This is a genomic window from Pseudomonas onubensis, from assembly GCF_965653655.1.
Taxonomy (GTDB): Bacteria; Pseudomonadota; Gammaproteobacteria; order Pseudomonadales; family Pseudomonadaceae; genus Aquipseudomonas.
On record NZ_CBFHAZ010000059.1, the window covers coordinates 19832 to 38700 of the forward strand.

An 18869-nucleotide genomic window follows, 5' to 3' on the forward strand; every position below is an offset into this window, starting at 1 on the left:
CATAAAAATACAGAACCGTCCTACCTGCAATTGGAACTTAATCATCGCTAAAGCCACTGACTTAAAGCAACTGGGTAGTGCCTGTTTTTTTTAGTCTGATGAGGATAACGAATGATTATTTCCCCACCTGCGATAAATCACTCCCTGTATTCGATTAATTCGGATAGTCCTCCGACGAACAATGAGGTGGCTGACGCGCCGATTGCCATCAGAACTAAACGCGGGATCGCTGACAAATATCGTTTATGGCCACAAAACTCGACCATTACTATTGCCTTCATGGACACTTCTCCCGCCCATAGAGCGCTCATACAAAAACACATTGAGAAAAATTACGCACACCTGATTAATTTGAAGCTCAACTTCGTAGAGGGTACCCAAGGCGATATTCGCATATCGACCAGCGCAGCTATAGCGGGTGACTGGTCTGTGGTAGGGACGGGTGCATTAACAGTGCCCGCCAATGAGCCGACTATGCATTTGGACCCTCAAAACACCGAAGACATATTTAAAATGAATATTCTTCATGAGTTCGGTCACGCTTTGGGATTGCGTCACGAACATAAACATCCGGACAGAACACTGGAATTCAACCTGCCCAAGATATACAAACTTTATATGCAACAGTTTAACCTTGATAAAATAGACGTTTATGAGCAAATCCTTCAAAAGCTGAACCCTGCGGACATCATAGCCTCAGATTATGATCAGAAGTCCATCATGCATTACAACCTGAGCAGGCTGATACTCTGGAAGCAGCAGTCAACTGGCTACAACTTTAATCTTTCTAACGCCGATAAAGCCCTTCTACAATCCATTTATCCACGCCCCAAACCTGGGGCTGTGCCTGTGCGGCGACCACGATGAAGTTTAAGGCGCGCCGATTGACTGGCTGACACATTCATCGAAACATACAGCAGCCTCACTTCTGAGGTACCGGCTTTCTCGCGTAAAATTCAAGCATTGCGGGCGTCGCGGCACTCGCCAGACGCGTTGTATCGACGCCCGCCCGTACCACTAAAGGTCGTAACTGACCGCCACACTTCTACCGGTTTTCACCGACGCCAACGCACAATCCGCCAGATGCAACGCATACAACCCATCACGCACGCTGGTCGGTAGCTCTCGGCCAGCGTTCAGCGCGTCAATAAACTGCGTCAGCTCATTGCGATAAGCATCCGCGTAACGCTCGAGGAAAAAGTGCTGCAACGGCTCCAGTGCTTCGGTGTGATCGGCGCTCCAATGGCGCAATGTGCTGGGCCGGTGGTTGTCGGTGAGCAACACGCCCGTGGCGCCGGACACTTCCACGCGCTGGTCATAGCCATACACCGCCTGGCGGCAGCAGTTGATGTGGCATTGCTTGCCGGAAGCGGTGCGCAGCAACACCATCACACTGTCGTAGTCGTCGATGTCGGCCAGGCTGGGGTCCACCAGGCGGCTGGCGAACGCACTGACTTCCACCGGCTCCTCGCCGAGCAGGTGGCGAGCGGTGTCGAAGTCGTGGATGGTCATGTCGCGCAGGATGCCACCGGAGTGTTCCAGGTAGTCGCGCGGGGCCAGGCCGGGGTCGCGGCTGGTGATGATCACCTGGCGCACGGCGCCGATCTGGCCGGCGTCCAGCGCTTGGCGCAGACGCAGCATGTCGGGGTCAAAACGCCGGTTGAAACCGAGCATCACCTTGCCGCCCAGGCGTTCGACGGCTTGGGCGGCGCTGCGGGCCTTGGCGATATCCAGGTCGATGGGCTTTTCGCACAGCACCGCCTTGCCTGCGGCCACCGCTGCCAGCAGCAGGTCGATATGGGTGTCGGTGGGTGTGCCGATCACCACGGCATCAATGTCTTGGCGGGCAAGCACGGCGGCGCAGTCATAGGCCGCTTCGCAGCCCAATTGTGTGCTGAGCGCGTCGACACCTTCGCGCCAGGGGTCGGCCACCAGCACCAGCGTGGCGTTGGGGTGAGCGGCGACGTTGGCGGCGTGGATTTTGGCGATGCGCCCGGCACCTAAAACGGCAATACGTAGCATGGTCGAACTCCTGGCGTTGTTATTGAGGGAGCTTCAGTCCGGCAGGTTGAACGGTGTAACGATCTGCACCTGTGACGGCGCAATCGGCCCGGCTTTCCATAGCCGGTGGTGTTGCAGGATGTGCAAAAACACGCTGCGGGCATCGATCTGCAGGTTGTGGTCGATGATCGCGGCAACTTTTTCTTCCAACAGCAACTGGCGGTTTTCTTCGTCCAGGTCATGGCCGATAAACACCTCCAGCGGGCGTTCCAGCGCGGCGAAGGCGTCGACAATCGCGCGGTTACCGCCGCCGACGCTGTACACCGCTTTGAGTTCGGGATGTTGCTTCAGGGCCTGGGTCACGCGCTCAAACGTGCGGTCGTACACGCCATAGCCGCCGCTGATATCCAGCACCCGCAGGTGCGCGGCACGCCCGCGTAGCCAGGCGCGAAAGCCCATCTCGCGTTCTTCCTCGCCACGGAACAGTTCGCTGCCGATCACCACCGCTACGTCCTGGGGCTGCGCCGGCAGCCAACGCGACATCAGGTAGGCGGCGGTTTGGCCAGCGGTGCGGTTGTCCATGCCCACATAGCCAATGCGCTCGCTTTGCGGCAGGTCAGTGACCAGGGTCACCACCGGAATGCCCGCCGCGATCAATTGCTTGACTGCCTGATTCACCGCCGGCTCATCCGCCGCCTTGAGCACCACGCCCTGGCTGCCGGTTTCAAGGCAACGCAGCAACTGGTCGTGCATGGCCTGGGGTTCGATTTCTTCAAACAGGTGAAAACGCGGCGCGATGCGAAACGGCGCCAGGCTGCCCAATTGCGCAGTAATCGCCGCCTGCACCGCCGCGCTGAAGCGCTGGGGCGTGTGCATGATCACATCGACGTGAAAGGTGCGCCCCACCGCCAGGCCGTTTTTTTCCTGGGCCTCCAACTCATCCAGCGCCTGCTCGATGCGCCGGGTGGTTTGCGCATGCACGCTGCCGCGCTGGTGCAACACGCGGTCGACCGTGGCTTTGCTCACGCCGGCCTGGGTCGCGAGTTGCTTGATGGAGAAGTGTTTTGCGCGTTCGAGCATGCGGTTCGCCTGAGGTGTTTTTGAGGTCTTTTTTGGGCGTTACTGAGGTTTTGCAATGCTAGTCTCAGTTTTGTCCGGCGTCGAGCCAGGCCGACAAAAACAACAACAATTTCAGGAGAACCGCATGCCTCACACCGATCTTGCCAGCGCATTCAACGGCCAATATTTTGTCGTCACCGGCAGCACCCAGGGTTTGGGCGCTGCCGTGGCACGTACCCTGGCGCAGCGTGGCGCTGCCGGGCTGATCATCTGCGGGCGCCGCCGCGCCGAGGGCGAAGAACAGGTGCGGCAACTGGCACAGCTCGATTGCCAGGCATTTTTTGTCGAGGCCGATCTGGAAAAGGTCGAGGATTGCCGCGCGATCATCGACGCAGCACGCACCCACTTCGGCACCTTGCACGGGCTGGTGAACTGCGCCGGCATGTCGGATCGCGGCACCATCCTCGACACCTCGCCCGAGCTGTTTGATCGGCTGTTTGCGGTGAACGTGCGGGCGCCGTTTTTTCTGATGCAGGAAGCACTCAAGCTGATGATCAGCACCGGCGTGGAAGGCGCGGTGGTGAATATCCAGAGCGTCACCGGGCATGGCGGGCAATCGTTTTTGAGCGCCTATGCGGCGTCCAAGGGCGCGCTGGCGATTTTGACCAAAAACGTTGCATTCAGCGCGTTGCGTAACCGCATCCGCGTCAATGGCCTGAATATCGGCTGGATGGACACACCCCACGAGGATCAGATCCAGCGCCAATACCACGGCGCGCAAGACGGCTGGCTGGCCGAGGCCGAGCGCGCGCAGCCGTTCGGGCGGCTGCTCAAGCCCGAGGAAGTGGCGCAAAGCGTGGCGTTTTTGCTCTCGCGTGAATCCGGGATGATGACCGGCTCGGTGATCGACCTGGAGCAAGGCGTGGTCGGCTGCACCGACAGTGGCAGCCCGCAACCGCACCAGGCGCTGAGCCTGCCGGGAGGTGTGTAATGTCGGCGTTCGTGACCAGCGCGGCGGTGCGCCTGGCGGATTTCAGCCGAATATGCGCACAACGTACCAGCGCCGAGGATTACCCGTTGTGTGCAGAAGTGGTCAGCAATGTGCCGATCTATCAGGCCCGCACTTTACGCAACAGCGAGCGCCTGCGCGTCATGGATGAGCTGCACCGCCTGTTCCGCGACGGGCCTGGGGTGATGGTGGTGCGCCAGGCCTATGAAGACCTGGAAGTGGTCGACCGCCATAGCCAGGTGTTCGAAGCGATCTTTGCCCAGGAGGCTGCACAAGGCGTGGCCGCCGACCATTTTGCCAAGGCCGGCAGCAACGGACGCATCTGGAATTCACTGCAGAAAGCCGCGCTGCAGTCGCCGGAATCGTTTGCCGAATACTACGCCAACCCGCTGCTCGGTTTGATCGCCGAAGCGTGGCTGGGGCCGAGCTTTCAGATGACCGCCCAAGTCAACGTGGTCCACCCCGGCGGGCAGGCACAGCAGCCGCACCGTGACTATCACCTGGGTTTCCAGACCAACGAGGTGGTTGAGCGTTTCCCACTGCCGCTGCACCTGTTGTCGCAATACCTGACGCTGCAAGGCGCGGTGGCCCATTCGGATATGCCGCTGGAAAGCGGGCCGACCCAACTGCTGCCCTTCTCCCAGCAATACCCGCTGGGTTACCTGGCCTGGCGGCGCGAGGAGTTTATCGACTACTTCCAACAGCACGCCGTGCAATTGCCGTTGAACAAGGGCGACCTGCTGTTCTTCAACCCGGCGCTGTTCCACGCGGCGGGCAGCAACCGCACGACACATCACCGGCGCATGGCCAACCTGCTGCAAATCTCCTCGGCGTTCGGCAAGCCCATGGAAGCCCTCGACCGTGACCGCATGATGCTGGCGGTGTACCCGGTGCTGCTGGCCAACCCTGCGTTGAATGCCGAAGCGGTGATCGCCTGTACGGCCGACGGTTACGCCTTCCCCACCAACCTCGACACCGACCCGCCCTTGCACGGGCTTGCCCCGCAAACCGGGCAACAATTAATGCAACAAGCCCTCAACGAACGCTGGCCCTCTGCGCACTTCGCCGCTGCCGTGGCGCAGCTGCGGGCCAAGCGCCAGGCGTGAATCACACTGCTTTTACAACAACAAAAAGAACGGAGCACCACCATGAAGAAGCAACTTCTCGCAGCACTGCTGACCCTCGCTGTTACGCCCTGGGCCTGGGCGGATATCCGCATCGGCGTGAGCATCGCCCAGGTCGACGATGTGTTCCTCGCACAGATGCGTGACTACATGGCCGCCCACGCCAAGGAGCTACCCGGCGTGACCTTGCAATTTGAAGACGCCCAGGGCGATGTGGTGCGCCAGCTCAATCAGGTGCAGAACTTCACCGCCCAGGGCATGGACGCGATTATCGTCAATGCGGTGGACACCGCGGCCACGCAGAAAATGACGGTTAACGCGCAGCAGGCCAAGATCCCGCTGGTGTACGTCAACCGCCGCCCCGAGTTCAAGGACGTGCCGCCGGGCGTGGGTTATGTTGGCTCGGATGAGATCAAGGCCGGGGAAATCCAGATGCGCTACCTGGCAGAGAAAATGGGTGGCAAGGGCAACCTTGCGATCATGCTCGGGTTGCTGTCCAACAACGCCACGCACAACCGCACGCTGGGAGTGAAGACGGTGCTCAAGGACTACCCGAACATCAAAATTGTCGAGGAGCAAAGTGCCGAATGGCAGCGCGGCAAGGCGATTGACTTGATGAACAACTGGATTGTGTCCGGGCGCAAAATCGATGCCGTGGCCGCGAATGCCGATGAAATGGCGATTGGCGCCGCCATGGCGATCAGCCAGGCGGGCATGCAGCCGGGCAAGGATATCCTGGTGGCCGGCAGCGATGGCGGCGCAGCGGGACTGGACGCGGTGAAGAAGGGCCAACTGCTGGTGACGGTGTATCAGGACAATAAGGGCCAGGCCGTCGGCTCGATTGACCTGGCGGTGAAGATGGTCAAGAAGGAACCCTATGTGGCTGAGCTGACCATTCCTTATCAGCAGATCACCAAAGACAATTACCAGGCGTTTCTGAACCCTTAGGCCCTAGCCTATGGCCAGGTTTTCTTGTGGCGAGCGGGCTTCTTGTGGCAAGCCCGCTCGCCACAGTAAGCTCGCTCAGCCAGGGGGATTTCATCTTAGGCTCAAGACCGCCAGGGCGCCGAGCCCGAAGAGGCAGGCCACGCCTACTGCATAGGTCAGCGTGCGCCAGGGTTGCAGCCCTGCCAGATACGTGACCGTGTGCGTCAAGCGGGCCAGGGTAAACACGCCAAAGAGCCAACCCGTGACACCCTGGGAACTCCCCAGCGCCACACACAATCCGCCCAGCGCAAAAAACAGCGGAATGTTTTCCAGGTCATTGGCCCACGCCCTTTGAGCCCTCACAACCTGCGGCAATTCTTGTGGCTGCGCCAGGCGGCTGAAGAACGCCGCATCTTCAAGGTTGGTGAACGCCCGCCGTCGAATCCGCCAAAAACCCTGGTAGCAGGAAATCGCGAACATCTTCAGGCACAACACCAGCACGCAGCCTGCATAGATAGCCAGCAGGTCATTCATCGCGCAGCCCATTGACGACGATATAAAGCAGCGGCCCCACCGAAACAAACACTGCCGTCAGCAAGAAATACGGCAGCACAGACACTACCGACCGCCCGCGCCCAAGCGCATCCCGATACATCCACACACACGCCAGCACCGCCATCAAGTACAGGTCAATCACCACCTGCGCGGTGTCCGGCCGTGACATCAATTGCCGCCCGAAGGCCAGCAGCGATTGCTCCGCCGTGAGCATCGTCGCCAGCGTGTACAGCGAAAATCCAACTAGTCCGATCAGGGCAATAGAGGGTCTGTACATGGTCTCGTCCTTGAAGTGAATGAAGCTCACGATAGTGATAAGGTCTTGGCCCTCGCAATGACCTCACAGGTTATGAACCCGCCATGGAAAGTACTGCCGGCGACCAGCTGCGCCAACTGCGTCGCCACGCCAAGCTGAGCCAGCTGGACCTGGCCCTGATCACCGGGGTTTCGCAACGCCACCTCAGTTACATCGAAACCGGCCGCGCCAAGCCGAGCCCGGGCACGCTGCACAACTTATTGACCGCGCTGGATGTGCCGCTTGAGCAGTGCAATCGCGTGTTCCTCGCCGCCGGTTACGCACCACGCTACACCGCCACCCCGCTCGCCTCACCGGCCATGGCCGCGATTCGCGAAGCCGTCAGCCACGTGTTGCACGCCAACAACCCGGCCCCGGCGATTCTGCTGGACAGCCAGTGGCAAGTGCTGGCGGCGAATGCCAGTACCGGCGTTCTGTTTCAATTGTTGGAGCTTGAACCGGATGCGGCAGACGGGCTGAACCTGCTGACCACGCTGTTGCAAACCGGCGGTTTGGGCGACCACCTGATCAACGCCGAAGATATCCGCACGCTTGCTTGGCAACGCGCCAGCCGTGAGGCGCTGGGCAATCCGGAATTGGCGGTTTTATTAGCCAGTCTGCCGACGCCTACTCACACCGAACCGCCCGAGCACATGCCGCCGTTGGTGCTGACGCGCATCCGCTCACCCCTGGGCGAGCTGAGCTTTCTGTCGACCTTCACCACGTTCGGCATGCCCCAGGACATCACCCTCACCTCGCTGCGTATCGAGCATCTGATTCCGGCTGACGAGCCGACGTGGCAAGTCATGCGCGCCGCCTATGCGGAGCATGCCGCGCTGGTTTTGTGAAATATCTGTCCGTAGACTGCCGCCATACCTCCCACTTGAAGGCGGCGAAAAAAACGTGATGCAAGTTACCGAAGTCTCCATTGCCCAACTGCGCGCGGCGCTTGAAACCGGCCAGACCACTGCCGTTGAACTGGTAAACGCCTACCTGGCGCGGATCGATGCCTACGACGGCCCGCAGACCGCCACCGCGTTGAACGCCGTGGTGGTGCGCAACCCCGAAGCCCTTAAAGAAGCCGAGGCGTCCGATGCGCGCCGGGCCAGGGGTGAAACGTTGGGGCCATTGGACGGCATTCCCTATACCGCCAAGGACAGCTACCTGGTCAAGGGCCTGACGGCCGCATCCGGCAGCCCGGCCTTTGCCAAACTGGTTGCGCAACGCGACGCCTTCACCATCGAACGCCTGCGAGCGGGCGGCGCCATCTGCCTGGGCAAGACCAACATGCCACCGATGGCCAATGGCGGGATGCAGCGCGGTGTGTATGGCCGCGCCGAAAGCCCTTACAACGCCGACTACCTCACCGCACCGTTTGCCTCCGGCTCGTCCAACGGCGCGGGTACCGCCACGGCGGCCAGCTTCGCCGCCTTTGGTGTGGCTGAAGAAACCTGGTCGAGCGGGCGCGGCCCGGCGTCCAACAACGGCTTGTGCGCCTACACGCCGTCCCGTGGGGTAATTTCGGTACGCGGCAACTGGCCGCTCACGCCGACCATGGACGTGGTGGTGCCCTATGCACGCACCATGGCCGACCTGCTGGAAGTGCTGGATGTGGTTGTCGCCGAAGACCCCGACACCCGTGGCGACCTGTGGCGCCTGCAACCCTGGGTGCCGATCCCGAGCGTGGCGTCGGTGCGCCCCGCGTCTTACGCCGATTTGGCGGTAAGCAGTGAAGCCCTCGCCGGTAAACGTTTCGGCGTGCCGCGCATGTACATCAATGCCGACCCCGAGGCGGGCACCAGCGAAAAGCCCGGCATTGGCGGGCCGACCGGGCAGAAGATCAACACCCGCGCCAGCGTGATCCATCTGTGGGCAGATGCACGCCAGGCGCTGCAAGCTGCCGGTGCTGAAGTAATCGACGTCGATTTCCCGCTGGTGTCCAACTGCGAAGGCGATCGCCCTGGCGCGCCCACCGTGTTTACCCGTGGCTTGGTTTCCAAGGAATTCCTGCACGACGAATTGTGGGAACTGTCAGCCTGGGCCTTCGATGACTTCCTGCGCGCCAACAACGACCCGGCACTCAACCGCCTGGCGGATGTAGACGGGCTGAAGATTTTCCCGCACGACCCAGGCACCCTGCCCAACCGTGAGGATGACCTGGCCGCCGGCATGGACGAATACGTGCGCATGGCCGAGCGCGGCATCACGCCGTGGAACGCGATCAGCACAGTGCCGGACGGCTTGCGCGGCCTGGAGCAAACCCGGCGCATCGACCTGGAAGACTGGATGGACACGCTTGGGCTGGATGCAGTGCTGTTCCCCACCGTGGCCGATGTAGGCCCGGCGGATGCCGACGTGAATGAAGCCAGCGCCGACATCGCCTGGAGCAATGGCGTGTGGGTCGCCAACGGCAACCTCGCCATCCGCCACCTCGGCGTGCCCACCGTCACCGTACCGATGGGCGTGATGGCCGACATCGGCATGCCCGTCGGCCTGACCTTTGCCGGCCGCGCTTACGATGATTCGGCGCTGCTGAGCTTCGCCAGCGCGTATGAAGCCACCGGCAGCAAACGCCTGATCCCGCCGCGCACACCGCCGTTGTAAACATTGTGGGAGCTGTATTTCACATCAAGCCATGTAGAGCCACAACGGCCCGAACGCTATCTACCTGTGGGAGCGGGCTTGCTCGCGAAAGCGCCGTGTCAGGCGATGCATCAGGTGACTGACACACCGTCTTCGCGAGCAAGCCCGCTCCCACATTTTGACTGTATTTCAGCTGTTTGTGTTTCAGATCAGGCCATGTAGGGCACGGCGATCAGCAGGATGGCGGTGCCGTGGGCCAGAGCTGCGGGCAGCACGCCGTAGCGCATGCGCACCAGTGCGCAGGCCAACCCTTCAAGCAGGGTGAACAGCAACACCGGCCAGCCCAGTTGGGTAACGCTTAAGGCCAGGAATGTATGGCAGGCCGCAAAGGCCACACCGCTGATTAGTGCGGCGCGCAGGGGTGAGACCTGTTGCTCCAGGTAACCCTGCAAAAAACCGCGAAACAGCACTTCTTCCAACGCATTGGCGCCGTAGGCCAATACCACCATGCCCGGCAGCCACACCCAATAGCCGTGGAACGCGGACGCCTCGATGCCTTGGTAAACCCGCAGCGGCACGCCGATCAGACAGCCGACCACGATGCCCGCTGCCATGCCAACCAACGGGTTGCCAATGGTCCAACGCATCAACCGCCACAACTCCGGTGCCAGGCGTGAGAGCAGCATGATCAGCAGCACCGACAGCCCGCCCAGCGCCGCCAGCACGAAGGCATTGCCACTGAGTGCGATCTGCGCATCGCGGCTCACCGCCCACATGCCCAGCGGCGTCATCGCATCACGCATCAGCACAAACGCCGCCAGCAGGATCAGGATGCGCATCGCCACCTGCGCCCTTGGCGTCAACGCGAACCACGCGCCAAACAGCAACAGACCCGGCGCCAAGTGCACGCCGTAGTCGATCAGTACCTCAAGCCCTTGGGTAATCATCAGTCACTCAACCGTGTGCGACAGCAATCATGTCGATCTCGACCGCCGCCGATTTAGGTAACTGCATCACGCCCACCGACGTACGTGTATGCACACCGGCAGCGCCGAGGATTTCGTGGAACAGGTCCGACGCACCGTTGGCCACTTCACTCTGCTGATCAAAGTCTTCCGCGCTGCGCACATACACGGTGATACGCGCGATGGCCTTGACCTGGTCCAGCGAACCCAACGCCTGCTTGAGCAACCCCAGGCAACGCAACGCGCTGATACCGGCGGCGATTTGTGCCTGGGCCAGGGTCAGGCTTTCACCGACCTTGCCCGGCAGCATAAGGGTGTCGCCGACACGCGGAATCTGGCCGCTGATATACAGATGGTTGCCGTTGCGTACCAACGGCGTGTAGTTGCCGCCGACTTTGAACTCCTCCAGCAAGTAGCCCATGCGCTCTTGGGCAGCCTGGTATTTTTCATCGCGTGTCATGGGCGTGCGTCCTCGTTACGGCGTTGCCACTCATCCACCACATCACCCAAGGTTTTGGGCATGTCGTTGCGTATCCAGGCCATGAACGGCCGATCGAACTTGAACGTCGGGCCGCAGTGTTCAAGCATGAAACGGCGAACGTTCTGGGTATTTTTGTAGTGAGCGGTCACGGGAGTGGCGCGGGTGATGGCGTCGCTGTGCCAGTCAAAATCCATGTTGTCTCTCGGGCGGTTTGTTATTTGCGCAGTAGCATAGCGACCGGCTTCTCGGGCTGGAAGCGACAAGGGGCGACGCCCGCACTTATTTAACGTGTTGGGACGTCGTACAAGAACCCGCGTTGTTTATAACGTCATAAAACCCAGTCTTTTCCAGATATTTCAAAATTTCACTTTCCTTCCCTCTCGAAAATATTGCATGGTTGTACGACGACTTAAATTGTCGTGTTCACCCCCAACAACAATAAGGAAACACCCATGCCAAACGTCAAAGTGCTGATCGGTTTTCTGTGCCTGTTCACCGGCTACGTCGCAGCTGCGCCTGCCCCGGCCGAAAAGGATGTGGCCCAAGCGGTCGACCAACTGACCCAAGCCATGCTGCACCTGGACCTCAAGGCGCTGCACGCTCTGACTTCCGACAAACTCACCTATGGCCACTCCAGCGGCAAGGTGCAGAACAAAGCGCAATTTATCGCTGACCTGGAAACCCACACCAGCGCGTTCAAAACCCTTGAAATGCAAAACCAGACCATCACCCTGGACGGCGACACCGCGCTGGTGCGCAACCACTTTCACGCCCTGGCCGTGAACAGCGGCGTCGAAGTGCCGACCGATATCGACAACTTCCAGGTCTGGCAGAAACAAAAAGGCCACTGGCTGCTGATCGGGCGTCAGGCTTACAAATACTGATGCCAAGCGGTGCGGCTCACCACCGCACCGCCTCCCTGACCTTCACCAGCGCCGCTCCCAGCGCGGCCATGCTCACCGAGCCCAGTGCCAGGCGCAGCGCGTGCGGAACCGTGGCCGAGACCGCAAACGGCTCGGCGGTGGACACGGAAATCTGCTCGCGTTGCAAGGCCATGGCCACCTGATCAGCCCGCGCCTCGTCCGCCAGCGGCAACCACAAAAAATACGAACACGGATGGCTGATGTAAGGCACGCCCTTGAGCACCTGTGCAGCCAAGGCTTGGCGCGCCCGTGCATCCTGGCGCTTTTGTGCTTCGAGTTGCGCAACCGTGCCGTCTTCGATCCAGCCCACGGCAATCGCGCTCATCACCCCTGGCACGTTCCAGGTGGTGGCCATGATCGTGCGCTCCAGCTTTTTTACCCAGGCTGGCGGCGCGGCGATAAACCCGACGCGCAAACCGGTGGCGACACTTTTGGATAACCCGCCCACGTACACCGTGCATTCAGGCGCCAACGTCGCCAGAGGCGGTGGCGCGTCTTCGGCCAGGAACGCGTAGGCCGCGTCCTCAATCAGCATCAGATGGTGCTCACGCGCGATGGCAATCAGTTGCTCGCGTTGCGCAAGGCTCATCACCCACCCCAACGGGTTATGCAGGGTTGGAATGCTGTACACCGCACGCACTGGGCGCTTGCGGCACAGCGCGTACAGGAACGCCAGATCCGGACCGCTGGCGGTGACCGGAATGGCGACGATTTCCAGGTGCAAGGTTTCTGCCAGCACCTTGAAGCCTGAATAGGTCAGCGCATCCACGGCAATCACATCGCCAGGCTTGAGCAATGCCATCATCGTTACCGCCAGGCCGTGCTGGGCGCCGCTGACCATCAGCACCTGCTCCGCCTCAACCGCCAGGCCTCGGCTCAACAGATGCCGCGCCACAGCGGCCCGCTCGTGCAAGCGACCGGCATGCGGCTGGTAACGCAGCAGCGCTTCCAGGTCGCCCGACAGCGCCAATTGGCGCAGAGCGGTGCGCAGCAGGTCTGCCTGGCCGGGCAGCGAGGGGTAATTGAAGTTCAGGTCGAGCATGCCGGTGGCCACATTCATCTGCCCACTGCCCTGCCCCGGCGGCAACGCGATTTCCCGCACAAAGGTGCCGCGCCCGGTTTCGCCGCTGACCAGGCCCATGGCCTCAAGCTCGGTGTACACCCGGCTCGCGGTAACCAGCGCCAAACCATGCTCGGCGGCCAATTGCCGGTGAGTGGGCAGACGTGTACCGGGCGCCAGTGCGCCGCTGCGGATGTCCTGGGCAAAGGTGTCGACCAGCGACTTATAGCGGGCGCGCGGCATAGGTGATGTATCCATGACAATTTTTTGATTGTCTTAATCCTGGTCCCTAGGATGGCGTTTACGCAACCACCTATTTCGAGCCCTGATCATGCAACGCACCTCAAGCCTTACCGCAGCAGACGTCAGCACCCGAGGCTGGATCAACGGGTTTATCGGCGTAGTGATCTTCAGCGGTTCGCTGCCGGCCACGCGCCTGGCGGTGATGGAGTTCAACCCGGTGTTTCTGACCATGATCCGCGCCGCCATTGCCGCCGTGCTCGGCTTGCTGTTGTTGGGGTTGTTCAGGGAAAAACGCCCCGCACGCCACCAATGGGGGCCGCTGGTGATCGTCGCCCTGGGCGTGGTGATCGGCTTTCCACTGCTCACGGCACTGGCGCTGCAATACGTGACCTCGGCGCACTCCATCGTCTTCATTGGCCTGCTACCGCTGGCCACCGCCGTGTTTGGTGTACTGCGAGGCGGCGAGCGGCCGCGCCCGGTGTTCTGGGTGTTTTCGATTCTCGGCAGCCTGCTGGTGATGGGCTACGCGGTTGCCCAAGGCTTGAGCGCTGCGCCGGCCGGTGACGTGCTGATGCTGCTTGCCGTATTGGTGTGCGGCCTGGGGTATGCCGAAGGCGCCACGTTGTCGCGCAGCCTGGGCGGCTGGCAAGTAATCTGCTGGGCGCTGGTGGTAGCCCTGCCGGTGGTGGCGCCGTTGAGTGTGATGCTGGCGCCGGCCACCCTCACGGGCATCAGCCTGCCGGCGTGGCTGAGCCTGGGCTATGTGTCGCTGTTCAGCATGCTGATCGGCTTTGTGTTCTGGTATCGCGGCCTGGCCCAGGGTGGCATCGCTGCGGTCGGCCAGTTGCAGTTGCTGCAACCGTTCTTTGGCCTGGCGTTGGCGGCGGGCCTGCTGCATGAGCAGGTCAGCCTGGGCATGCTGCTGGTCACGGTTGCGGTGATCGGCTGTGTGGCCGGGGCCAAGCAGTTCGCCCGCTAGCGCTGCGGCGCGACCATCTTGAATTTGATGTTGATGTCGTCAGACACCACGCTGTTGCCCGCCCACTCACCTTCACCAATCTTGAAGTCGCCGCGCTTGAGGATAAACGCGCCGTCAAACACGCCGATGCCACTTTGCTCCTTGAGCACCACATCAATATCCACCGGCCGCGTGATGCCCTTGATCGTCAGGTTGCCGGTGATTTTGTAGCGGTTATCGCCCAGCGCCGTGGCGCCGTTGGACTCATACACGCCCACAGGATAAGCCGCGGTGTCGAACCACGCCGGTTGCTGCAACTGGGTATTGGCGTCCTGGCTGCCGGCGTCGATGCTCGCCAGTTGGATCTTGAGCAACGCATGGGCCGCCTCGGGCTTTTGCGTGTCAAAGGTCAGGGTGCCTTCAAAGTCGCCGAAGGTGCCGTACACCCGCTGCCCGAATTGCTGGAAGGTAAAACTGATCTGGCTGGCAGTGCGGTTGACGTCTTTGTATTCCACGGCCTGCGCGCTGCCGAGAAACACACCAAGGAGGACCGCCAGGCTTACAAACAGGGGCATTCGACGCTTCATGCAACACTCCGCAAGACAAATGAACAGATGTGCTGAGCTAACACGCCATGCCATGGTTTTATTCCCTTTCGCAGCGTGCCCTGCTAAACAGAGTAGTCGCCAAAACAAACAATAAGGACTTTGCATGCACACCCCTTCCCTGCAGGACATCACCGCGCCCGAAGGCATCTGCTACGGCTGCGGCGGCAGTAACCCCCATGGCCTGCACATCAAAAGCCGTTGGGACGCCGATGGTGTCCACGTTATCGCCGAGCACCTACCCGAAGCCCAGTACAGCGGCTGGCCGGACCTGGTCTACGGCGGCCTGATCGCCATGCTGGTCGACTGCCACTCCAACTGGACGGCCATGGCCTACCACTACCGCAATGAGCAGCGCGAACCCGGCAGCCTGCCGCGCATCGACTGCGTGACCGGTAACCTGGGGATCAAGTTCATCAAGCCCACGCCCATGGGCGTGACACTGACCCTGCGCGCGCGGGTCGAAGGCGACGTGGGGCGTAAAAGCCGCGTGGTCTGCGAGGTGTACGCCGGTGACGTGCTCACCGCCCTCGGCGACTCGGTGTTCGTGCGCGTCGATACCGGGCAACTGGCCGCCGCCGCCCATGGCCGCGACAGTTGATCCTGGTCTACAGTGATGACCACCGCTAATCGAGGACTGCTCCGATGACTCGTCTCACCGCGAAAGACTTTGCCCCCGAACTGCTGGAACTCTACGACGGCTACGCCCACGGCAAACTCAACCGCCGCGAATTTCTCGACCGCGCCGCGCTGTTCACCTTCGGCGGCCTCACTGCTTCTGCCCTGCTGGCGGCCCTGAGCCCCAACTACGCGCTGGCCGAACAGGTCAAATTCACCGACCCGGACATCGTCGCCGACTACATCACCTACCCGTCGCCCAAAGGCAACGGCACCGTGCGCGGCTACCTCGTACGCCCGGCCAAGGCCAGCGGCAAACTGCCCGCCGTGGTGGTGGTGCACGAAAACCGAGGCCTTAACCCCTACATCGAAGACGTCGCCCGGCGCCTGGCCAAAGCCGGCTTCATCGCCCTGGCACCCGACGGCCTCACCTCCGTGGGCGGCTACCCCGGCAACGATGAAAAAGGCGTGGAACTGCAACAAAAAGTCGACCCCACCAAGCTCATGAACGACTTCTTCGCCGCCATCGAATGGCTGATGCACCACGACAGCAGCACCGGCAAAGTCGGGATCACGGGCTTCTGCTATGGCGGCGGCGTGACCAATGCGGCGGCGGTGGCGTATCCGGAACTGGGCGCGGCGGTGTCGTTTTACGGCAGGCAGCCGGATTCGAAGGATGTGCCACGCATCAAGGCGCCGATCATGCTGCATTACGGCGAGCTGGACACGCGAATCAACGAGGGTTGGCCGGCGTATGAGCAGGCGTTGAAGGCGGCGGGCACGACCTATGAGGCGTTTATTTATAAGGGTGCCAATCATGGTTTTCATAATGATTCGACGCCGAGATATGACGAGGCGGCGGCGAATCTGGCGTGGGAGCGCACTTTGGGCTGGTTCCGCAAATACCTGGTCTAGCGCCGATTTAAACTGTGGAAGCAGGCCCGGCCCTATCGCAGGCAAGCCAGCTCCCACAGCTGGATTGGGGATGTCAGGCAACCCCTATCTACTGTGGGAGCTGGCTTGCCTGCGATGGCGGTCTATCAGACCCCATTACTCTGGCTGACACCCCAAACCCGAAGCATCCCAACCACTATTCCACCCCGGAATAAAAGTTAGTCCCGCCCACCGCCTACAGCTGCCTCACTGCACCCTCTAACCTTCCTGGCACGGAAAACCATCCGCACAGCCCAGGCCAGAGAAGGAAGTATCAATGCAAAGACTTTTCCACAAGATCGTCATGTTTTCAGCCCTTTCTCTGCTCACGGGAGCTGTACTTGCACAATCTGCCGACAAAACCGAACCACCGACTAACACAGTCAAAATGCTCGATATTTCAACAACCCCCTCCCACAAGATTACCGTCGAGCGTCGCGGCCAGATCGTACTGATTGGCATCAACCGACCCGACATCCAGAACCGACTCGATCCAGAAGCCTATCTGGCCCTCGCCAAGGCCTATTACGACTACGACCATGACCCCTCACTGCGCGCTGCCGTACTGTTCGGGCACGGCGACAACTTTTCCCAGGGCCTTGACGTTGAAGGCTTTAAGGCCGTCGCCAGCGCTGGCGGCGTAACCCTCGGCGACGGGCAGATCGACCCGCTCGGCAAAAAAATGCCCGGCCTCACCAAACCGCTGATCGTCGCGGTACACGGCGACACCTGGAACATGGCGCATGAACTGTTCCTGGTCGCCGACCTGCGCGTCGCGGCAAACAACACCAACTTCGGCCAGGACGAAAACACCCACGGCCGTTACCCAGGCGGTGGCTCCACAGTGCGCTTCGTGCGCGAAGCCGGCTGGGGCAACGCCATGCGCTACATGCTCACCGGCGATCATTGGTCAGCCCAAGAGGCCTACCGCATGGGCACCGTCCAAGCGATCGCCGACCCACAGCCCGCCCTCGACAAAGCCATTGAGCTTGCCAACAAGATCGCCGCCAACGGCCCCTTGGGGATCAAAGCCACGCTGGCCTCCGCACACCGCGTGATCGACCCCGCGCAAGCCGACGCGCTGTCCCAATTGGATGTGCAACGCTCGACGCTGTACAAATCCAAGGACTTCCAGGAGGGGCGCAAGGCGGAAGCTGAAGGGCGACCGGCCGTTTATCAAGGAAATTAGACCCAACTCGGGAATGCCCGATGCCGCGATCTGGAGTGTGGGTGCTGGCTGAGCGACATGCAGTGTCAAAGGCCAGCAATCCATATCTCTTTAACGTGCAGGAAGCTTCCTAAGCAGCCCTTTGGCCTTGCGCCTGCTCATGCCACTGGCTAGCCTGTGAGCTGTCGCTGCCTATCAGCGAACAGGTGTGGAAACCTGAAACAAGTAGGCCCCTTATCAGGAGCTTATGCATGAGCAATTCAACACGCCTCACCCCCAGCCGCGAAATATTTGAACGCGCCCTGAGCCACTACCTGCAACCCGCCTCACCTCAGCCCTTTGCCGTGCACCACGACCTCAGCTTCGAAGACGCCCTCGCCCAACTCTGCGACCTGCTGCGCTGCGCAGCCGCCACCGCAGCCGACACCACTCAAGGCCTGACAGGCGATCAACGCCACATGGCCGGTGCCACCGAACACCTGATCGACATGGCCCAAACCCTGGCCGACCGTGCGCTGGAGTGCCTGCAACCGAAAACCTGCTGACACACCACAAACCCACTGTGGGAGCTGGCTTGCCTGCGAAGGCGGTGTGTCAGTGGCGGATTAATGACTGATACACCGCCTTCGCAGGCAAGCCGAACTGAGCACATTCCTTCCCGAGCCAACTTGCCGACTCAGGAAGGTTTCTTAAAGAATTGCAACTTATTGATTTTTAATAAGAAAAAACAGGTATCCTTCGGGGTCTGATCCCGTTCTTACACAAATTAATCACCCCACCCCCAAGCCCAGCCCAGATGAAACGTGATCTGATTCCGTTCTCTCGGCTAGGAACCGCTGAAAATAAATCTATCCTCTATTTCTGTAGGGTGTCTATGTAGTGGTCAACTAATCCCGGACACGACGTTAAGTTTTTCCTCGGCCTGCGCTGGAGCCAACCCATCGTTGAATTGATGAGGCCGAATCCAGTTGTAGCGATGCATCAAAAAATGGCTGATATCGCGCTGTGCTTCCTGCGCAGTTCGATAGCCCACGGTCGGTATCCATTCTGTTTTCAAACTGCGAAATACGCGCTCCATCGGTGCGTTATCCCAGCAGTTTCCTCGTCGACTCATGCTCTGGCGTATGCGGTATCGCCACAACCGCTGGCGAAAGAGTCGGCTTGCATATTGCGATCCCTGGTCCGAGTGGAATAGCAGATCCGAAGGCCTGCCACGCTGCTCGTAAGCCATATCTAGCGCTTTGATTACCAGTTCAGCGTCTGGCTTTTCCGACAGCGCCCAGCCCACGATCCGACGCTTACAAAGATCCAGGACGACAGCCAAGTAATGCCACTTTCCTTGCGCCCAAATGTAGGTGATAT

The 18869-nt window shown here is 60.8% G+C and carries 22 protein-coding genes; 12 read left to right on the plus strand and 10 right to left on the minus strand.

Annotation, left to right across the window (positions count from 1 at the left end; genetic code table 11):
• Window positions 1-111 precede the first annotated feature (111 nt).
• Window positions 112-867 carry a M12 family metallopeptidase gene (locus tag ACTD9P_RS18630; protein ID WP_438868853.1) on the plus strand — a complete coding sequence of 252 codons (756 nt, stop codon included), beginning with the start codon at window positions 112-114 and terminating at the stop codon, window positions 865-867.
• Between the two features lie 150 nt (window positions 868-1017).
• On the opposite strand, the gene iolG is transcribed toward ACTD9P_RS18630, so the two are convergent.
• Window positions 1018-2022, minus strand: coding sequence for an inositol 2-dehydrogenase (gene iolG, locus ACTD9P_RS18635; protein WP_438868854.1), 1005 nt, complete (start codon window positions 2020-2022; stop codon window positions 1018-1020).
• Window positions 2023-2055: 33 nt separating this feature from the next.
• On the minus strand, window positions 2056-3081 hold the full coding sequence (locus ACTD9P_RS18640; protein WP_428554827.1) for a LacI family DNA-binding transcriptional regulator: 1026 nt from the start codon (window positions 3079-3081) through the stop codon (window positions 2056-2058).
• A 124-nt stretch (window positions 3082-3205) separates the two neighbouring features.
• Here ACTD9P_RS18640 and ACTD9P_RS18645 point away from each other — a divergent pair, with 124 nt between their 5' ends.
• From ACTD9P_RS18645 to ACTD9P_RS18655, 3 genes are read left to right on the plus strand one after another with little or no spacing between them, the layout of a single operon-like run.
• Window positions 3206-4051 (plus strand): SDR family oxidoreductase, encoded by an 846-nt coding sequence (locus ACTD9P_RS18645; RefSeq protein WP_438868855.1) that lies wholly within the window; start codon window positions 3206-3208, stop codon window positions 4049-4051.
• Window positions 4051-5175, plus strand: coding sequence for a phytanoyl-CoA dioxygenase family protein (locus tag ACTD9P_RS18650; RefSeq protein WP_438868856.1), 1125 nt, complete (start codon window positions 4051-4053; stop codon window positions 5173-5175). The genes ACTD9P_RS18645 and ACTD9P_RS18650 overlap by 1 nt, the downstream gene beginning before the upstream one ends.
• A gap of 42 nt (window positions 5176-5217) precedes the next feature.
• Entirely contained in the window at window positions 5218-6141 is a 924-nt protein-coding gene (locus tag ACTD9P_RS18655; RefSeq protein ID WP_438868857.1) for a sugar ABC transporter substrate-binding protein, read from the plus strand.
• 90 nt (window positions 6142-6231) lie between these two features.
• Here ACTD9P_RS18655 and ACTD9P_RS18660 read toward each other — a convergent pair whose 3' ends face one another.
• Together ACTD9P_RS18660 and ACTD9P_RS18665 are read right to left on the minus strand one after the other, a co-directional pair.
• Window positions 6232-6654, minus strand: coding sequence for an MAPEG family protein (locus ACTD9P_RS18660; protein WP_438868858.1), 423 nt, complete (start codon window positions 6652-6654; stop codon window positions 6232-6234).
• On the minus strand, window positions 6647-6952 hold the full coding sequence (locus tag ACTD9P_RS18665; RefSeq protein ID WP_438868859.1) for a DUF2834 domain-containing protein: 306 nt from the start codon (window positions 6950-6952) through the stop codon (window positions 6647-6649). Before ACTD9P_RS18665 ends, ACTD9P_RS18660 begins: the two co-directional genes overlap by 8 nt.
• A gap of 83 nt (window positions 6953-7035) precedes the next feature.
• Between ACTD9P_RS18665 and ACTD9P_RS18670 the strand changes: the two genes are divergently transcribed.
• Window positions 7036-7818 (plus strand): helix-turn-helix domain-containing protein, encoded by a 783-nt coding sequence (locus ACTD9P_RS18670; protein ID WP_438868860.1) that lies wholly within the window; start codon window positions 7036-7038, stop codon window positions 7816-7818.
• A 55-nt stretch (window positions 7819-7873) separates the two neighbouring features.
• The gene (locus tag ACTD9P_RS18675; protein ID WP_438868861.1) at window positions 7874-9574 is read left to right on the plus strand and encodes an amidase; all 1701 of its coding nucleotides are present in this window, start codon (window positions 7874-7876) and stop codon (window positions 9572-9574) included.
• Window positions 9575-9762: 188 nt separating this feature from the next.
• Here ACTD9P_RS18675 and ACTD9P_RS18680 read toward each other — a convergent pair whose 3' ends face one another.
• From ACTD9P_RS18680 to ACTD9P_RS18690, 3 genes are read right to left on the minus strand one after another with little or no spacing between them, the layout of a single operon-like run.
• A complete protein-coding gene (locus ACTD9P_RS18680; RefSeq protein ID WP_438868863.1) occupies window positions 9763-10500 on the minus strand; it encodes a CPBP family intramembrane glutamic endopeptidase in 738 nt (245 codons plus the stop codon).
• 7 nt (window positions 10501-10507) lie between these two features.
• A complete protein-coding gene (locus ACTD9P_RS18685) occupies window positions 10508-10978 on the minus strand; it encodes a RidA family protein (RefSeq protein WP_438868864.1) in 471 nt (156 codons plus the stop codon).
• A complete protein-coding gene (locus ACTD9P_RS18690; protein ID WP_438868866.1) occupies window positions 10975-11193 on the minus strand; it encodes a DUF6434 domain-containing protein in 219 nt (72 codons plus the stop codon). The genes ACTD9P_RS18685 and ACTD9P_RS18690 overlap by 4 nt, the downstream gene beginning before the upstream one ends.
• A 258-nt stretch (window positions 11194-11451) precedes the next feature.
• Between ACTD9P_RS18690 and ACTD9P_RS18695 the strand changes: the two genes are divergently transcribed.
• On the plus strand, window positions 11452-11883 hold the full coding sequence (locus tag ACTD9P_RS18695) for a nuclear transport factor 2 family protein (protein WP_056860201.1): 432 nt from the start codon (window positions 11452-11454) through the stop codon (window positions 11881-11883).
• Window positions 11884-11899: 16 nt separating this feature from the next.
• Here ACTD9P_RS18695 and ACTD9P_RS18700 read toward each other — a convergent pair whose 3' ends face one another.
• On the minus strand, window positions 11900-13225 hold the full coding sequence (locus ACTD9P_RS18700) for an aminotransferase-like domain-containing protein (protein ID WP_438868867.1): 1326 nt from the start codon (window positions 13223-13225) through the stop codon (window positions 11900-11902).
• 88 nt (window positions 13226-13313) lie between these two features.
• Between ACTD9P_RS18700 and ACTD9P_RS18705 the strand changes: the two genes are divergently transcribed.
• Window positions 13314-14204, plus strand: a complete 891-nt coding sequence (locus ACTD9P_RS18705; protein WP_438868868.1) for a DMT family transporter — start codon at window positions 13314-13316, stop codon at window positions 14202-14204.
• Here ACTD9P_RS18705 and ACTD9P_RS18710 read toward each other — a convergent pair.
• Entirely contained in the window at window positions 14201-14770 is a 570-nt protein-coding gene (locus ACTD9P_RS18710; RefSeq protein ID WP_438868869.1) for a YceI family protein, read from the minus strand. The two genes, ACTD9P_RS18705 and ACTD9P_RS18710, sit on opposite strands and share 4 nt — an antisense overlap.
• Window positions 14771-14894: 124 nt before the next feature.
• On the opposite strand from ACTD9P_RS18710, the gene ACTD9P_RS18715 reads away from it, so the two are divergent.
• From ACTD9P_RS18715 to ACTD9P_RS18730, 4 genes are all read left to right on the plus strand, one after another.
• The gene (locus ACTD9P_RS18715) at window positions 14895-15389 is read left to right on the plus strand and encodes a PaaI family thioesterase (protein ID WP_056860205.1); all 495 of its coding nucleotides are present in this window, start codon (window positions 14895-14897) and stop codon (window positions 15387-15389) included.
• A gap of 44 nt (window positions 15390-15433) precedes the next feature.
• Window positions 15434-16321, plus strand: a complete 888-nt coding sequence (gene yghX / locus ACTD9P_RS18720) for a YghX family hydrolase (protein ID WP_438868870.1) — start codon at window positions 15434-15436, stop codon at window positions 16319-16321.
• 295 nt (window positions 16322-16616) lie between these two features.
• Complete coding sequence (locus ACTD9P_RS18725; protein WP_438868871.1) at window positions 16617-17528, plus strand: crotonase/enoyl-CoA hydratase family protein; 912 nt, start codon at window positions 16617-16619, stop codon at window positions 17526-17528.
• Between the two features lie 230 nt (window positions 17529-17758).
• Entirely contained in the window at window positions 17759-18052 is a 294-nt protein-coding gene (locus ACTD9P_RS18730; RefSeq protein ID WP_438868872.1) for a DUF6124 family protein, read from the plus strand.
• A 338-nt stretch (window positions 18053-18390) separates the two neighbouring features.
• Here the strand turns inward: ACTD9P_RS18730 and ACTD9P_RS18735 are convergent.
• On the minus strand, window positions 18391-18869 hold a 479-nt coding region (locus tag ACTD9P_RS18735), incomplete at its 5' end, for an IS3 family transposase (protein ID WP_438868873.1).

What these genes read in the sequence shown, in the direction of transcription:
- ACTD9P_RS18650 (WP_438868856.1), top strand. Translation starts at nt 4,051, where the DNA reads ATGTCGGCGTTCGTGACCAGCGCGGCGGTGCGCCTGGCGGATTTCAGC.
- ACTD9P_RS18660 (WP_438868858.1), bottom strand. Translation starts at nt 6,654, where the DNA reads ATGAATGACCTGCTGGCTATCTATGCAGGCTGCGTGCTGGTGTTGTGC.
- ACTD9P_RS18670 (WP_438868860.1), top strand. Translation starts at nt 7,036, where the DNA reads ATGGAAAGTACTGCCGGCGACCAGCTGCGCCAACTGCGTCGCCACGCC.
- ACTD9P_RS18705 (WP_438868868.1), top strand. Translation starts at nt 13,314, where the DNA reads ATGCAACGCACCTCAAGCCTTACCGCAGCAGACGTCAGCACCCGAGGC.
- ACTD9P_RS18695 (WP_056860201.1), top strand. Translation starts at nt 11,452, where the DNA reads ATGCCAAACGTCAAAGTGCTGATCGGTTTTCTGTGCCTGTTCACCGGC.
- yghX (WP_438868870.1), top strand. Translation starts at nt 15,434, where the DNA reads ATGACTCGTCTCACCGCGAAAGACTTTGCCCCCGAACTGCTGGAACTC.
- ACTD9P_RS18680 (WP_438868863.1), bottom strand. Translation starts at nt 10,500, where the DNA reads ATGATTACCCAAGGGCTTGAGGTACTGATCGACTACGGCGTGCACTTG.
- ACTD9P_RS18640 (WP_428554827.1), bottom strand. Translation starts at nt 3,081, where the DNA reads ATGCTCGAACGCGCAAAACACTTCTCCATCAAGCAACTCGCGACCCAG.
- ACTD9P_RS18730 (WP_438868872.1), top strand. Translation starts at nt 17,759, where the DNA reads ATGAGCAATTCAACACGCCTCACCCCCAGCCGCGAAATATTTGAACGC.
- ACTD9P_RS18665 (WP_438868859.1), bottom strand. Translation starts at nt 6,952, where the DNA reads ATGTACAGACCCTCTATTGCCCTGATCGGACTAGTTGGATTTTCGCTG.
- ACTD9P_RS18685 (WP_438868864.1), bottom strand. Translation starts at nt 10,978, where the DNA reads ATGACACGCGATGAAAAATACCAGGCTGCCCAAGAGCGCATGGGCTAC.
- ACTD9P_RS18715 (WP_056860205.1), top strand. Translation starts at nt 14,895, where the DNA reads ATGCACACCCCTTCCCTGCAGGACATCACCGCGCCCGAAGGCATCTGC.
- ACTD9P_RS18645 (WP_438868855.1), top strand. Translation starts at nt 3,206, where the DNA reads ATGCCTCACACCGATCTTGCCAGCGCATTCAACGGCCAATATTTTGTC.
- ACTD9P_RS18710 (WP_438868869.1), bottom strand. Translation starts at nt 14,770, where the DNA reads ATGAAGCGTCGAATGCCCCTGTTTGTAAGCCTGGCGGTCCTCCTTGGT.
- ACTD9P_RS18630 (WP_438868853.1), top strand. Translation starts at nt 112, where the DNA reads ATGATTATTTCCCCACCTGCGATAAATCACTCCCTGTATTCGATTAAT.
- ACTD9P_RS18655 (WP_438868857.1), top strand. Translation starts at nt 5,218, where the DNA reads ATGAAGAAGCAACTTCTCGCAGCACTGCTGACCCTCGCTGTTACGCCC.
- ACTD9P_RS18725 (WP_438868871.1), top strand. Translation starts at nt 16,617, where the DNA reads ATGCAAAGACTTTTCCACAAGATCGTCATGTTTTCAGCCCTTTCTCTG.
- ACTD9P_RS18690 (WP_438868866.1), bottom strand. Translation starts at nt 11,193, where the DNA reads ATGGATTTTGACTGGCACAGCGACGCCATCACCCGCGCCACTCCCGTG.
- iolG (WP_438868854.1), bottom strand. Translation starts at nt 2,022, where the DNA reads ATGCTACGTATTGCCGTTTTAGGTGCCGGGCGCATCGCCAAAATCCAC.
- ACTD9P_RS18700 (WP_438868867.1), bottom strand. Translation starts at nt 13,225, where the DNA reads ATGCCGCGCGCCCGCTATAAGTCGCTGGTCGACACCTTTGCCCAGGAC.